This is a genomic window from Kineosporia sp. NBRC 101731 (assembly GCF_030269305.1).
In the GTDB taxonomy this organism is placed as follows: domain Bacteria; phylum Actinomycetota; class Actinomycetes; order Actinomycetales; family Kineosporiaceae; genus Kineosporia.
The window spans coordinates 61738-76261 of record NZ_BSTC01000006.1; the positions used below are offsets into that span (position 1 = coordinate 61738).

Sequence of the window (14524 nt, forward strand, 5' to 3'; positions counted from 1 at the left end):
ACAAGCCGGTAGCGAGGGCCGTGTCGGCGGCGCGTCGTGCCACCCTCGCGTTGCCCTGGGAACACGCCTCGTGTTCCTCATCACCAGGCCGGGCGGTGTTCGTCCCATCCGTTACGAGTGCAGGGAGAAAGGTCTGTACGGTGACCGGCGTGGTCACGAAGACGGGTACCGGTGGGCAGACGGCCACGGTGGGGACGATCCAGTCCTCCGCCGGGGGGCGCGTCCGCCGGGTTCTGGCCCTGGTCTGGTGGCTGGCGGGCGAGACGGTCCGGATCTGCCTGCGCTACCGGGTGACCGGCCTGGCGGCCGAGGTGGGCTTCTTCGCCCTGCTCTCGTTGCCGCCGCTGGTGCTGGGGGTGGTCGGGAGCCTCGGTTTCGTCGGTGACCTGATGGGGGACGAGGCGGTCGGCGACCTGCGTCAGCGGCTGCGCGAGCTGACCTTGACCTTTCTCACCGCCGACAGCGTCAGCTCGGTCATCCTGCCCACGTTCGACCAGGTCATCGGGGCCGGGCGGGCCGACATCGTCTCGATCGGGTTCGTGCTCTCCCTGTGGTCGGGTTCGCGCGTGCTGAACGTCTACCTGGACACCGTCTCGATCATGTACGGGCTCGGCGGCCTGCGCGGCATCGTGCGGGCCCGGGTGCTCTCCTTCTCCCTCTACTGCCTGGCGCTCGTGGTCGGCATCGTGCTCATCCCGCTGGTGCTGATCGGCCCCGGCTGGTTGTCGAAGGTGATGTACGGCGCCCACTTCGACCTGCTCGGTGATCTCGGCGGTTCGGACTGGGTGTACTGGCCCGTGGTCTCGGTCGCCGCCCTCACCGGCATCACCGGGCTCTACCACCTGTCCACCCCGATCCGCTCGCGCTTCTACCGGGACGTGCCCGGGGCCGCGCTCGCGCTGATCATCTGGGTGGTCGCCAGTTTCGTGCTGCGCTGGACCCTGAACGAGTCGGTCGGCGGCACCTCGATCTACGGCCCGCTGGCCACCCCCATCGTCCTCCTGATCTGGCTCTACTTCCTGGCCATCGCGCTGCTCATCGGGGCCGCGCTGAACGCCGCCATCGACGAGCGCTGGCCGATCCAGGCCCGCGTCGAGGCCCGGGCCCTGGTGCGGGCGCGCCAGGCGGACGACCGGGCCCAGCGGGCCGCCCGGGGGGTCACGCCGGACGAGAAGCCCGGCACCCTCACCCCGCTGGCACCGCGTCACGACGTGATGGATCCGGACGGGGATACGGACGAGGATCTGGACCCGGACCGCGTGGCCCTGCCGCGGGCCGTGCCGGAACCCCGGCCTGACCTCACCGACGGGCCCGATCTGCCGCATGGGTCCACCTCGATCCACGGGTCCACCTCGATCCACGGGCCCACCCCGATCCACGGGCCCGACCTGACCCGCGTGCCCGGCGGTGGCGACCGGTCCGGCCGCACCGACCCCGGCGACCGGCCCGCGCTGATCGATCTGGGCCCGGCCGGCGAGCCCGGCGAGCGCCCCCTCTGACGTCCGCCCTCTGACGTCCGCCCTCTGACTACTGACGCCCGCCCACCGGGTTTCGACGGCGTCCCTCATCGGCCTGCACCCTCCCGGTAAATCAGGCGACAACCCCCATCGCGGTTCTTACTGTGGTGAGTGCGCCCGGGGAAGTCCTGGGAGCTGTCCCAGCCACCACCGGCCCCACCCGGTCGTGGCGCGGGAGTCGCAGCGAAGCGCCATCGCGCGCAGGGGAGGAGGTCGAGATGTCCACACCCGTTCGGGAGGGACGTCCCACGCAGATCCGCGTGCGCACCCCTCCCACCGCTCCTCCCGCGCCCGCCTGACCGGTCGGGCACCGTCATCGGAGAGGTACCACCCATGTCTTCAGCGCGCCCGAAAACCGGTATGAACAGTTTCCAGCTGCGACAGGGTGTCGTGGTTCGCGTCGACCGGGGGGTGGCCACGGTCGAGTTGCCCGGCGGCCGTACGGTGCGGTCCAGTTGGGGCGGTGCCCTGCTGGCTGCCGTGCACCACGATCCCGAAGCCGCCCCGACCACCGGTGACCGCGTGCGGCTGCGGTTCTGGCCGGACGACCGGATCACCGTCGAGAGCGTCGACCCGCGCACGACCGTGCTCACCCGTGCCGACGCCGACGGCAGCGCCCGACGGCAGACCCTCGCGGCCAACATCGACGTCGTCGCCGTGGTCGAGGGCCTGGTGCCCGCCCCCGACCGTCATCGCATCGCCCGCCTCCTGGCCCTGGCCCGGGCCGGTGGCGCGCAGCCGGTGGTGATCCTCACCAAGGCCGACCTCGAGCCCGAGGCCCCCCGGATGGCCGCCGAACTTCAGGAGAACTGTGCCTGCCCGGTGCATGCCGTGTCCTCGGAGCAGGGCTCCGGGCTGGAGGAGGTGCGCGCCCTGTTCGCCGGTGGTCGCACCGTGGCCCTCCTCGGCGCCTCCGGTGCCGGGAAGTCGAGTCTGGTCAATGTCCTGTCCGGCGACGAGGTCATGCGCGTCAACGCCCTGCGCCGCGACGGCAAGGGACGCCACACCACCGTCACCCGCGAACTTCACCCCGTGGCCGGGGGCTGGGTCATCGACGGGCCCGGACTGCGCAGTGCCGGCATCACCACCGCTGCCGGCCTGGAGGACACCTTCGCCGACCTCACCACCCTGGCCGGGAGGTGCCGCTTCGCCGACTGCACCCACGCCGTCGAGCCCGGCTGCGCCGTCATCGCCGCGATCGGCGCCGGCGATCTCCACCCGGACCGCCTCGACTCCTACCGCCAGCTCGTGGCCGAGGGCTTCCGTCAGGAACGGCGCCACGACGCCCGCCTGCGCCACGAGGAGGTCCGCACGAGCAAGGTGAGGCACAAGTCCCTGCGGCGGCAGTATCAGAATCCCCCGGCCGGCGACCGCTGGTAGCCGTTGCGCGGCCCGGACCGCGCCCTCCCGGTCATGGGCGTCTCCCCGGCCGGGTCCTCCCGAGGGGATGGTGGGCGCCTCCGCCGCGGCCGTTTCCCGCCGGTGCGAGGGCGGTGTGCGTGCCCCACCTCCGGGGCAGTGACCTCCCTGTGCCACGGGCGGGGGTGCGTCTCCCCACCCTTTCGTGATCAGGCAAAGTGTCCCCGAACCGACGCGTCGGCCCGGGACACTTTGCCTGATCACGAAAGGGGTTGGGCGGCGCCGATTACGCCGGGCTTTGCCGAAACCCGCCGCTAGGGGCGGGAAGCTGCCTGATGATGGCGCGACGTGACGGTCGCGGGGGGACCGGGGGGTTCTGGCCAGCTGTGTCCTGAGGTGTCATCGACCCCTTGGCGATGGGGGCCATCGGGAGAAAAGGCCATTCCTGGGGCGGGGTATTCGTCCTGGGGCGACCGGTGCCTAGCGTGAGGCGTGGAGCGCCGAGGGCTGTTCGGTGTCTGCCGACGGACGGAGGGCACCATGGTCGAGGGGTGGAGTTTCAACCCGCCACCGCACTGGCCGAGACCGCCCCGGGGCTGGAGGCCCCCGGCCGGGTGGCTGCCGCACCGGGACTGGGGCCCGGTGCCGCCGGGATGGCAGCTCTGGGTACCCACGCCGCCCTCCCACCGCACCGGGCCGGTCCTGCTCGGAACTGTCGGCCTCGGAACTGTCGGCACGGCCGCCGCGATCGTGCTCGTCGTCTCCGCTGCCCTCTGGCTGCCACGGATGCCACGAATGTCGCAGGCGCCACGGATGTCCGAGGGCGTCCCGGCGCCCGGCCGGTTGTCGGGTGCCGGAGAGCAGGGGCGGGACGATCTGGCGGGGGACCTGGTCCCGACCCCCGGGGTCTCCGCCTCCGGGGTGCCCGGTCCTCCAACGGCGCGCCGTGGGGCCGGAGGGCTGACGCCGTGGGTGCCGATACCGTCCTCGGCCACCGTGACCCCCACCGCCGCCCCGGCACCTCGCTATCGCAGCTGCGACGCGCTCACCGCCGCATACCCGCAGGGTGTGGGGCTGCCCGGCGCCGTGGACCGGCCCGGTGCCTACCGGGACGTGCAGCGCCCCGCCGATGCACCCGGGCCGCTGCGGTCACAGGGCCGTGCCGGGGCCGGGTCGGGGCCGCCCGACGAACCTGCCGTCGTGATCACCTCGGCCTATCCTGCAGTGACTGACTTCGGTCGCAGCACAGCACTTTACGGTGCCAATCAGCCACTCGACGCGGATCGGGACGGAATCGCCTGCGAGCGGTGACGGGAAGTGGGTGATTGTCCGTAGTTGCATTGGTCGGTGTCGAGATAGCTTGTGGTGTCGACCATTTGCCGACACGCCGGGGGTGCGTCGATACGGTCCGCGAGTTATCCACAGATCGTGATTCCAGTGGCGGAGTTGCCGGGTCGGGTGCCTAGTATCTGGGGGAGCCGAATTTCGCGGGCTAGTGAAAGCTGCTGCGAGAGAAGAGTTCAGCGTGGAGGGACCGGTAAGGAGTTGATGGAGGGCACGAAGATGACCTGTGCCGGGGAGGTCCGAATCAGGTCGGTTGTGTGGCATCTGACTACTTCGGTCCTGCTTGTTGGCGCGAATGCTGTTCTGCCGGAGCGTGTCAGGGGTCACGCTTGTCTTTTGGTCCGGCCGGCCGAACACGGTAACGACGGTAACGAAGGAGCCCCCGATGACTCAGTCCGCCAGTACCAGCGAATGTGGTGACCCCGTTGAGCCCGAAGCCCTCGTCCGCGCCGGGTGCGCGGCCGCCGACCGCGGTCATATCCGCGAGGCCCTGCGCCTCTTCGGTGCCGCCGCGCTCCACGGTGACGGTGCGGCCCAGCTGAATCTGGGCAACACGTACATGCAGCTCGGTCGCCGGTCCGATGCGGTGGAGGCGTTCGGTGCCGCGCGGGCGGCAGGAGAGCCGGGCGCGGCGTACAGCCTGGGGCGGGCGCTGGAAGACCTGGGCCAGGTGGACGCGGCGTTCGAGGCCTACCAGCAGGCGTGGTCCGAGGGGGATGCCAAGGGAGCGATCGGCGCCAGCTGGATCCTGGGCGACCGCGGGAACCGCATCGAGTCGTTCGAGCTGCTGCGTGCGGCCGTCGGGCGGGGCAGCGACCTGGCGGCCGGGGTGCTCGGGGTACGGCTGTGGGAGGAGGAGCGGGCGCGGGAGGCCGAGGGGCTGCTCGTGCGGGCGCTGAACCTGTATCCGCCGACCCGCCCGCCGCTGGCCGAGATGTACCTGGAGCAGGGGCGCGCAGCTGAGGCGCTCGCGGTGCTGCGGCAGGGCACGCAGGCCCTGGAGGTCGAGTGCTTCCTGCCGATGGGCAACCTGCTCTACGAGGTGGCCGACAACTGCGAGGCGGCCGAGGCCGCGTACCGCATGGGCCTGAGCCTGGGCGACGCGAATTGCCGGCTGAACCTGGCCCTGCTGCTGCGGGCCACCCATCGTGAGCAGGAAGGACTGGCCCTGCTGCTGGCCGCGGTCGAGGCGGGTGACGAGTTGGCTCGCAAGCACATGGAGATGGAGTAGGCCGAGGCGCTTGCGCCGGCCCGGGCAAAAGCCGACATACCCCGCCGTCGGCGTGCCATTGCTCCTGCGTACCGGCATGCTGGTAGCCCTGGCAGCGGGCGGCACGCGCCCATCGGGAGGGGCGTGACGAACGGGTGTCGGTGACAAGGCGGGCCACGCGGCGGGCGACGAGAGGTGCCAAGCAGGCCGGGCGCCAGGCGGAGAGGGTGCACGACCGTCTGGACCGGTTCCAGCAGAAGCATCCCGTCATCGGGTTCCCGCTGGCCGTGATCTACAAGTTCTTCGACGACCAGGGCGGTTACCTGGCGGCGCTGATCACGTACTACGGCTTCCTGTCGGTGTTCCCGCTGTTGTTGTTGCTCGCGTCGGTGCTCGGTTTCATCCTCCAGGACAATCCCATGCTCCAGAAGGAGATTCTCGACTCGGCACTGCGCCAGTTCCCGGTCATCGGTGACCAGCTCGGTGACCCGACAGGGCTGCGGGGCAGCGCCACGGCGGTGGCGATCGGTCTGGCCGGTTCTCTCTACGGTGCGCTGGGCATCGCCAACGCGACCCAGAACGCGATGAACACGATGTGGGCGGTGCCACGCAACCGGCGCCCGAACCCCATCGCGGCCCGGCTGCGGAGCTTGTTCCTGCTGGCTGTCGGTGGCCTGACCTTCATCATCACCGGCAGCCTCGGCGGCATCGGCACCAACGTCAACGGGTTCGCCGACTTCATCAACTTCAACGAGGTGCTGCGCCTGCTCTCCGGGCTGACCGGCATCACCCTCATCACTGTCTTCTTCATGTTCCTGTTCCGCTGGGGCACCACACGCAAGCTCAGCCGCCTCGACGTGCTCCCCGGTGCCGTCGCCGCAGCCATCGTGTGGCAGATGTTGCAGCAGTTCGGAACGGTCTACGTGGGTAGCGTGGTGCGGCACGCCGATGCGACGAACGGTGTGTTCGCCATCGTGCTGGGCCTGATCGCCTGGATCTACCTGGCCGTGGTGTCCCTGCTGATCTGTGCCGAGGCCAACGTGGTGCGGGTCCGTCACCTGTACCCGCGCACCCTGCTCACACCCTTCACCGACGACGTGGACCTGACCGAGGCCGACCAACGGGCCTATCGCAGCTACGCCCGGGCCCAGCGCACGAAAGACTTCGAGTGGGTCGACGTGGGCTTCGAGAACGACGGGCAGAACGCCACGGCCCGTCGTCGTCGTCGCCTGGCCCGGTCGCAGGCCAAGGAGGCATTGCGGGCGCAGGACACGCAGGAGTCGCCGGCGTTGCGGGAGATGCGTGAGTCACCAGGTGCACAGGGGTTTCCGGAGCCGGAAGGTCCGGGGGTTCCTGGCGCGTCGAAGGTCTCTGGCGCGTCGAGGGAGTCCGGCGGCCCGGGAGTTGCTGATGCCCCGATCCCGACGAACGACCCGATGGGGCAGGGGCGTTCGCTGGGGGCACGCGATCCGATGGATTCGCGTGGGTCAGATGTTTCAGGCGAGGTGGACGAGGTGACGTCGGGGAACGAGGCGGCCCCCGACGCCCGGGTGGCCCGGGACAGCGGGTCGGCGTCGAAGGCTCGCCCGGTGGGCCGGGCCGATGAGACGGGAGCTCCGGTAGTGCGCGGTTCTGGGGAATCTGCCGGCCCTGGCGCACCGGGAGTACCGGAGGCTCGCGACCCGCACGAGTCCGGAGTGGTCCGCCGAGACTGAAGAGCCGGAAGGGTGCGTCACGCTCGCTGGGCGCCGCTTGGGGGTAGCGGTGCTGCGTGGGGTAGCGGTGTCGTGTGGAGCCGCCGTGTCGTGTGGAGTAGCGGTGTCGTGTGGAGTAGCGGTGTCGTGTGGAGTAGCGGTGTCGTGTGGAGTAGCGGTGTCGTGTGGAGTAGCGGTGTCGTGTGGAGTAGCGGTGTCGTGTGGAGTAGCGGTGCCGTGTGGAGTAGCGGTGCCGTGTGGAGTAGCGGTGCCGTGTGAATCAGCCGTGCCGTGTGAACCAGCCGTGCCGCGTGGGGTACTGGTGCCGTGTGGAGCGGCCGTGTCGCGTGAATCAGCCGTGCCGTCTGGAGCAGGCGTACACGCGCGCATGAGGTGGAGTCGGCGGACCGACCGGCTCGCCGGGGTCTCATGGCGGACGAGTGCTCTGGAACGTGGCGAACCGGTGGGGGCACTCGGCGTCGTCCGGTGTGGGCGGCCGTTGACAGCGTCGCTCGGCTCAGCCACTCGGCTCAGGCGCTCGGCTCAGTCAATCTGCCGAGGTGCACGGCTCTGCCGAACCGTGGGGCGAGCCACCCGCGTGTGTACACATGGTTCACCTGGTACCAGGTGAACCATGTGTACACAACGCTCAGGCTCGCCCGCCCATGGCTTCATCGACGACCGGACACGGGGTTTCGCTGACCGAGGTGCCGGTGCACTGCTCAGGGAGGGTACTCACACGACGGCGATCGGTGCGCATTCCGCACCGATCGCGAGGATCATGGGGGTACCTCATCGTGGCGAGGGAGATGTCAACACCTTCGGCGTCAGCTGAAAAGCTCGTCAAAACTGTCCGTTCCGACTGAATCAGGGGGTGTTTCGCGATGATCCTCAGCTTGCACCGCAGCGGCGGTTTCGCAGCCGTCACACAGCCAGAAGTGTCGGTGGACACGAGTACGCTTCCGAAAGACGAGGCCGATCATGTGGAGTCGGCGGTCCGGGAGGCCCGGGTCGCCGAGCTCGCGGGGCAGCCTGCGGCCGCACCGGGGGCGGGCGACCGCTTCGTCTATGAACTGACCGTCCACGAAGGAAATACCCGTCACACCGTGAAGGTCACCGAGCCCTTCGCAGACCCGGCGCTGGGCACGTTGATCGATCTGCTGTCGTCCTACTCGTAAGAGCCTCAGGGGGAGCGCACAGATGAACACGTCAGAACGAGCCGTCGCCAGTCTTGGCCTGCACCACGTTCTTCCGCCGTACATGCTGGAACATCTGGCCGAACACGGGCCGGAGCGGCTGCGTGAGGCCGCCCGTGCCGATCTCGCCGTCGACCGGCAACTACGTTCCGCCCGGGCCGCCCGGCCCATCGCCCGGTTCGGCAATGCCGCCGAGGCGACCGACACCACGCCGAACCGCACCATCTACGACGCGAAGAACCGCCGTCAGCTCCCCGGGGTCGAGGTGCTGCGGGAGGGCGGGCAGCCGGTCTCCGACATCGCCGTCACCGAGGCCTACGACGGGCTGGGTGCCACGTTCACGTTCTGGTGGGATGTGTTCGGGCGCAACTCGATCGACGGCAACGGGCTGCCGCTCGATGCCAGCGTCCACTACGGCCGCGACTACGACAATGCCTTCTGGGACGGGCAGCAGATGGTCTTCGGTGACGGCGACGGCACCCTGTTCAACCGGTTCACCGTCTCGCTCGACGTGATCGGGCACGAGCTCGCCCACGGTGTCACCGGGGCCGTGCGCGATCTGGTGTACGAGGGGCAGTCGGGAGCGCTCAACGAGTCGATGTCCGACGTGTTCGGCAGCCTGGTCAAGCAGTACGCGGCCGGGCAGACCGCGGAGGAGTCCGACTGGCTCATCGGTGCGGGTCTGCTGGCGGCCGGGGTGCAGGGCACCGCCCTGCGCTCGATGAAGGCACCGGGCACCGCCTACGACGACCCCGACCTGGGCAAAGACCCGCAGCCCGCCACCATGACCGACTTCGTCGAGATGACCGACGACAACGGTGGCGTGCACGTGAACTCGGGTATCCCGAACCGGGCGTTCTACCTGGCCGCCATCGGTTTCGGCGGATACGCGTGGGAGCAGGCGGGCCACATCTGGTTCGGGGCGCTGTCCAGCCCCGACCTCAGCACCACCGCCACCTTCGCCGAGTTCGCCGCGGCCACCGTGGCCCAGGCCAACACCCTGTTCGGTCCCGAGGCCGGTGCGGTGGTGGCCGACGCGTGGGGTCAGGTGGAGGTCGAGGTGATCGTCGAACTCCCGGAAGACGACGACCCCGTCGTGGACGTCACGCAGACGGATGCGAGGGCCGAGCAGACCGGCGCCTGACGGGAAGGGGAGCCTGACGGGATGTGGGCCTGCCGGATGTGAGGCCTGCCGGATGTGAGGCCTGCCGGATGTGAGGCCTGCCGGATGTGAGGCCTGCCGGATGCGAGGGCCGGGATGCCTGATCCCGGCCCCCCATCCCCGGATCTCATGAGCCGGCCGTTGCGGGAGGTTCAGGCGTAGTACCAGACCGCCGGTTCGGCCGGGCTGCCCTGGCGCAGGTCCACGTGCTGCACGTTCCCGTCGGCGCGGTGAACGCCGATGCCCGTGTAGGTGTCCAGATCCTTGATGCGGCTCAGGGAGACGGTGGGCGGGATGTCGATGGCGTCACCCCTGAGGTGCCTCGACGACGCGGCTGCGCCCACCGCGCGGTTGTGTCCGGTGCAGCGGCACCACGCCAGCGGCACCAAGCCGTCCGGGAAACACGTCGCCTGCAGTTCCTCGGCAGCGATCACCGACTGCCGGGTGGGCCAGATCCGACGGCAGTCGGCGTAGTGACCCCCGCACGGACACTGGGTCTGCGTGAACGAGAAGTGCGGCGACATGGTCGGCCGTCCGTCGAGGCTGCGCTGGTACGACTCGTCGATGGCCTGACTGGCCCGGGGCCCCATGATGCTGTTGGCCACGCTGCCCTCCATGAGCGAGGGGCCGAGCCGGAACCAGCCGGTCTTGAACGCGCGCACCGCCTGGTCACGCTCACCGGTGGTGCGGATGCGGAAACCGATGGCCCGCAGCCGCCGCGTCAGTTCGGTCCCGGTGAGCGTGGCGGACGCCGCGCGAGGGGAACGGGGCACGACGACGAGGCCCGGCACGTCGTCCGGCAGCCCCTTCTCCAGTTCCAGGGCGTCACCGGAGACGTCGGAGCGTGGTGAGAGCGGGTTGCGGTCGTTCGCGTCCGGACTGTCCTGCGCGATCGGGTCGCGATCAGGCTCGGGGCAGACGAGTCGGAGGGAATCGTCCGTGGTCGTTGTGGCGTCGTCGGGGGTCACGAGAGACATGATTCGAGACCGGTGGCCACGCCCGCAACGTGTGTAACAGGATTCTTCGCCGTGAATGGACTGTGAGTATGGCGTATCACCGTGTGTCGATTGAGCATCGCTGGGTGATACGCGAACGCGGGTGAACCGCTCCATCCGGGTGTGCCGACAAGATCCCCGTCCGGTCGTTGTCGTCGTCCTCCATCGACGGGGCCGGAGCCCGGGTGCTGTAGTGGGCACCGGTAACCGACGCAGGGAGATCAGTGAACATCGTCAGCCGCCGTGCGGTCCTGGCCGTCTTCGCCGCCAGTACGGCCGGAGCGCTCGCAGCGTGCGCCCAGGCACCCTCGACGACGGGATCGGCGGCGACCTTCACCCCGTCGTCCGACCTGGCGGCCCCCGGCAGCACCATTCCACCGGTCTCGGTCAAGGCCGCGTTCCCGCCGTGGGGTGACGAACTGCTCGGGGTGGCGGGCATCGACGACGGCTACTACCAGGCGGTCGGTATCACCATCACGCCGGAGCCCTACGGCGCCCAGCAGGATCTGCTGATGAACCTCACCCCGCTGATCAACGGCCAGGTCGAGCTGGGCGGGGGGTACGTTCCCTCGATCGCGAACCAGATCGACAACGTGCAGAACGTGGTCGGATTCGCCGTCAGCGACGTCAGTTACGTGTACCGCATCGTCGCGCCGACCGGTAAGTACCGGACCGTCGCCCAGGAGATGAAGGCCGGAGCCACCTTCACCGAAGCCCTGACCACGGTGATGGCACAGCTCAAGGGCCAGAAGCTGATCTGCGTCGAGGGCGGCAGCCCGCTGTTCCGCAACACCGTGGCCGAAGCGGCCGGGCTCGACCTGGACCAGGACGTCGACATCGAGTTCCTGGCCAACCCCGACCTGGTGAAGGCCGGGTTCGCGGGCAAGGCCGACTTCCTCTCCCCGTCGTCGGCGGGATTCGTGGTGCAGTTGCAGCAGAAGGGCTGGGAACCGCTGGTCGACCTGCGCCAGGTGATCGACAACCTGCCCTCCGAGGAGACCCTGCCCCTGCGCTTCACCTACTCCGGCCTGGTCACGACCACCGACTACGCGCAGGACAACTTCGAGACCCTGCTGCGCTTCACCAGCGTGATCTACCGGCTGATCGACGAGATGGAGGCCGACCCGGAGGCCACCGCCGCGAAGTTCGTCGACTACCTGAACAGCTACACCGGCACCGACCTGACGGCGAAGGAACTGGCCGGGAGCTTCGACGACATCTACTCGCTGCGCAATTTCGACCGGGCCACCGAGTTCTACACCGATCAGAGTGACCCGTTCTTCTACGAGAGCGTGGCCACCGCCAACCTCGCGGTGCTGGCCGGGCAGGGCGTGATCGGTCAGGGCCACACCCCCGACGAACTCAGCATCGCCGGCAAGGTCTACGCGGCCCTGGTGCGCTACCGCCAGGAGGCCGACAAGGCCCTGGCCGCCGCCCCCGACAGCGACCTGAAGCAGCAGGCCCAGACCCACTACGACGCCCGCAACTACCTCGACGCCTACCGCTTCGCGGCCGCCTCGACAGCGGCGGCCGGCCAGAATTGAGGACGACGCGCAGCCCCCGGCTCGCGGCGATCCTCTGGGGGGCGGCCGGGTTCGCCGGCCTCTGGGCACTCTGGGAGCTCGCCGCCCTCGGCGTCGCGAACGACGCGGTGCTCCCGGGCCCCCGCGTGGTGCTCTGGCAGTTCGAGCAGCACGCCGGCGGGGACCGGGGCCTGGAGTTCCTCGGCATCGAGCACTCCTCGTACGGCATCAATCTGGCCTGGACCGTCGGCACCGCGGGCCTGGGCTGGCTGCTCGGGAGCACGCTGGGCGTCGTGGCCGGGCTGGGGGCCGCGCGCCGGCAGTGGCTGCGCGACGTCACCGAGCCCGTGCTGTTCGTCTTCGGGGCCGTGCCGGTGCTCGTCGTGGCGCCCCTGCTGCTCGTCTGGCTGGGCACCGGGCCGGTGGGCAAGCTGACCCTGGTGACCTTCTTCTGCTTCGTCGTGGTCGCGGTCGTCGCCCAGTCGGCGGCCCTCAACCTCCCCCCGGCCGTGGAGGAGTACGCCGCCACCCTGGGCCTCGACGCCCCGGCCCGGTTCCGCGCGGTGGTCCTGCCCGCCGCCTTCCCGGCGATCGTGGCCGTGCTGCGCCTGGCCCTGGCCACGGGCATCGGTCTGGAGGCCAGTGCCGAACTGCTCGGATCCCGGGTCGGCATGGGCCGTCTGATCTCGCTACGGGCCCAGCAGGGCAACGTCGGTGAGGTACTGTCCCTGTCCATCACCCTCGGCCTGGTGGCCGTACTGCTGGACACAGCCGTCCGCGCCGCGGTGGCCCCGGTCTTGAGGTGGCAGGGATGAGCGAGATGCCGGGCACCATGGGCCTGGAGGTCCGCCGCCTCACCGTCACCTACGGCTCCGGCCCGAAGGCCGTCACCCCGCTGCGCGACCTCGACCTCGACGTGCCCCGCAACCAGTTCCTCTGCGTGCTCGGGCCTTCCGGCCAGGGCAAGAGCACCCTGCTGCGCTGCCTGGCCGGGCTGCTCGCCCCGACCTCGGGCACGGTCACCGCCCTGGGCCAACCGGTCACCGGCCCGAGCGCCACCCGGGGCATGGTCTTTCAGCAGGACGCGATTCCCGGCTGGCTGCGTGTCGCCGACAACGTCGCGCTCGGCCCCCGCAACCGCAAGCTGCCCGAGCACCAGTGGCGCCCCCGCGTGGACCACTTCATCGAGGCCGTCGGACTCCGCGGGCGCGAACGCGCCTGGCCCCGCGAACTGTCCGGCGGCATGCGCAAACGGGTCGCGGTGGCAGCGGTTTTCGCCAACGATCCGGGCATCCTGCTGATGGACGAGCCGTTCTCCTCCCTCGATCACCTGACCCGTCAGGACCTGCACGAGACCCTCCTGACCCTCTGGCAGGAGACCGGTAAGACCATCGTGTTCGTCACCCACGACGTCGACGAGGCCCTCGTACTCGCCGACCGCGTCGTGGTGATCGCCGGCGGGGGAGTACGGGCCGACGCCGTGGTCCCCTTCCCCCGCCCCCGCACCGCCGACCTGCGGATGGACGCGGCAGCGAACGCCCTGCGCGCAGACCTCCTCCGGCACCTGGCCGGATGAGCAAGGTGAGCTTCCCGCCAGGGGCGAGTCGTCGTCCCTCATCCGACGCGGTCGCCGACGTCGCCCTCAACAAGGTCGAGGGGGTTCGGTCCTCGCGTTTCGGGGTTCGCCTGAGGACGCGCGCCCGCGGGCGCGCGCTGGTCGCCGGAAGTCTGGCCGGGCTCGTCCTCTGGCAGGTCCTCGCCGTGATCGTCGGTGCCGTGACCGCCCAGGGAGCGCAGATCGTCCCCCCGCTCCCGACGATCTTCACCAGCGGCGTCACCGGGCTGAGTCACTTCTACCAGGGCGGTCTGGGCCCGGCCACCACGATCCAGGGCGCGCCCGACTCGGTGGGACTGGCGGCGCTCGCCGTCGGGCAGAACGGCCTGGTGACCTTGGTCCGGTTCTGGGCCGGGTACCTGCTCGCCGTCGGCCTGGGTCTACCTGCCGGACTGCTCGTGGCCGGCGCCCGGCCGGTGCGCCACGCCGTGGGAGGCGTGGGTGGGCTGCTGCGGATGCTGCCGCTCCTGGCCATGGCACCGCTGTTCACGCTGTGGTTCGGGGCGACCGGCCGGGCCGCCGTGCTCTTCGTGACCTTCGGCGCCTTCTGGGTGGTGCTGCTCGCCACCTCGAACGCCGTGGCCAACCTGCCGTCCCACGTCACCGATTACCCGCGCACGCTCGGGCTGGGGCCCGTCCGGCTGCGGACCCGGGTGATCCTCCCGGCGGTCCTGCCGCAGCTGCGGGGAGCTCTGATGCTGGCGGCCGGCACCGCCTGGGCCTGTGTGCTGGCCTCCGAGCTGTACGGCATCCAGTCCGGCCTGGGCTGGGCCCTGAACCAGACCCTGGTCTACTCGCTCGTCGACCAGATGATCGTGCTGGCACTGCTCTTCGCGGGACTTTCGCTGGCCTCGTTACGCCTCGTCGATGCGGTGACCGGCCACCTGACCCGATGGACTGAGTAGTACC

General features: G+C 70.1%; 12 protein-coding genes. 11 read left to right on the forward strand and 1 reads right to left on the reverse strand.

The features are described 5' to 3' along the window. Positions 1 to 149 precede the first annotated feature (149 nt). The 7 genes from QSK05_RS18130 (at position 150) to QSK05_RS18160 (ending at position 9464) form a co-directional block, all read left to right on the forward strand. On the forward strand, positions 150 to 1499 hold the full coding sequence (locus QSK05_RS18130; protein WP_285598421.1) for a YihY/virulence factor BrkB family protein: 1350 nt from the start codon (positions 150 to 152) through the stop codon (positions 1497 to 1499). A gap of 351 nt (positions 1500 to 1850) precedes the next feature. Then, the gene (gene rsgA / locus QSK05_RS18135) at positions 1851 to 2897 is read left to right on the forward strand and encodes a ribosome small subunit-dependent GTPase A (protein ID WP_285598422.1); all 1047 of its coding nucleotides are present in this window, start codon (positions 1851 to 1853) and stop codon (positions 2895 to 2897) included. A 519-nt stretch (positions 2898 to 3416) separates the two neighbouring features. Further along, positions 3417 to 4187, forward strand: coding sequence for an excalibur calcium-binding domain-containing protein (locus QSK05_RS18140; RefSeq protein ID WP_285598423.1), 771 nt, complete (start codon positions 3417 to 3419; stop codon positions 4185 to 4187). Positions 4188 to 4605: 418 nt separating this feature from the next. Further along, positions 4606 to 5451, forward strand: coding sequence for a tetratricopeptide repeat protein (locus QSK05_RS18145; RefSeq protein ID WP_285598424.1), 846 nt, complete (start codon positions 4606 to 4608; stop codon positions 5449 to 5451). Positions 5452 to 5657: 206 nt separating this feature from the next. Beyond that, the gene (locus QSK05_RS18150) at positions 5658 to 7145 is read left to right on the forward strand and encodes a YihY/virulence factor BrkB family protein (RefSeq protein ID WP_285598425.1); all 1488 of its coding nucleotides are present in this window, start codon (positions 5658 to 5660) and stop codon (positions 7143 to 7145) included. Positions 7146 to 8008: 863 nt separating this feature from the next. Continuing rightward, the gene (locus QSK05_RS18155) at positions 8009 to 8302 is read left to right on the forward strand and encodes a protealysin inhibitor emfourin (protein ID WP_352301729.1); all 294 of its coding nucleotides are present in this window, start codon (positions 8009 to 8011) and stop codon (positions 8300 to 8302) included. A gap of 22 nt (positions 8303 to 8324) precedes the next feature. Further along, a complete protein-coding gene (locus QSK05_RS18160; protein WP_285598427.1) occupies positions 8325 to 9464 on the forward strand; it encodes a M4 family metallopeptidase in 1140 nt (379 codons plus the stop codon). A 170-nt stretch (positions 9465 to 9634) separates the two neighbouring features. Here the strand turns inward: QSK05_RS18160 and QSK05_RS18165 are convergent, their stop codons facing one another. Next, entirely contained in the window at positions 9635 to 10450 is an 816-nt protein-coding gene (locus QSK05_RS18165; RefSeq protein WP_285598428.1) for a D-Ala-D-Ala carboxypeptidase family metallohydrolase, read from the reverse strand. A gap of 251 nt (positions 10451 to 10701) precedes the next feature. Between QSK05_RS18165 and QSK05_RS18170 the strand changes: the two genes are divergently transcribed. The 4 genes from QSK05_RS18170 to QSK05_RS18185 are packed head-to-tail and all read left to right on the forward strand — an operon-like array spanning position 10702 to position 14520. Continuing rightward, positions 10702 to 12021, forward strand: a complete 1320-nt coding sequence (locus QSK05_RS18170; RefSeq protein WP_285598429.1) for an ABC transporter substrate-binding protein — start codon at positions 10702 to 10704, stop codon at positions 12019 to 12021. Then, a complete protein-coding gene (locus tag QSK05_RS18175; RefSeq protein WP_285598430.1) occupies positions 12018 to 12815 on the forward strand; it encodes an ABC transporter permease in 798 nt (265 codons plus the stop codon). The genes QSK05_RS18170 and QSK05_RS18175 overlap by 4 nt, the downstream gene beginning before the upstream one ends. Next, positions 12812 to 13576, forward strand: a complete 765-nt coding sequence (locus QSK05_RS18180) for an ABC transporter ATP-binding protein (protein ID WP_285598431.1) — start codon at positions 12812 to 12814, stop codon at positions 13574 to 13576. The genes QSK05_RS18175 and QSK05_RS18180 overlap by 4 nt, the downstream gene beginning before the upstream one ends. Continuing rightward, positions 13573 to 14520: an ABC transporter permease gene (locus QSK05_RS18185; RefSeq protein WP_285598432.1), complete on the forward strand. Its 948-nt coding sequence runs from the start codon at positions 13573 to 13575 to the stop codon at positions 14518 to 14520. The genes QSK05_RS18180 and QSK05_RS18185 overlap by 4 nt, the downstream gene beginning before the upstream one ends. Positions 14521 to 14524 lie beyond the last annotated feature (4 nt).

Bases quoted from the DNA above. Each gene is read 5' to 3' on its own strand.
- rsgA (WP_285598422.1), top strand. From the start codon at position 1,851: ATGTCTTCAGCGCGCCCGAAAACCGGTATGAACAGTTTCCAGCTGCGA.
- QSK05_RS18140 (WP_285598423.1), top strand. From the start codon at position 3,417: ATGGTCGAGGGGTGGAGTTTCAACCCGCCACCGCACTGGCCGAGACCG.
- QSK05_RS18145 (WP_285598424.1), top strand. From the start codon at position 4,606: ATGACTCAGTCCGCCAGTACCAGCGAATGTGGTGACCCCGTTGAGCCC.
- QSK05_RS18155 (WP_352301729.1), top strand. From the start codon at position 8,009: ATGATCCTCAGCTTGCACCGCAGCGGCGGTTTCGCAGCCGTCACACAG.
- QSK05_RS18160 (WP_285598427.1), top strand. From the start codon at position 8,325: ATGAACACGTCAGAACGAGCCGTCGCCAGTCTTGGCCTGCACCACGTT.
- QSK05_RS18180 (WP_285598431.1), top strand. From the start codon at position 12,812: ATGAGCGAGATGCCGGGCACCATGGGCCTGGAGGTCCGCCGCCTCACC.
- QSK05_RS18185 (WP_285598432.1), top strand. From the start codon at position 13,573: ATGAGCAAGGTGAGCTTCCCGCCAGGGGCGAGTCGTCGTCCCTCATCC.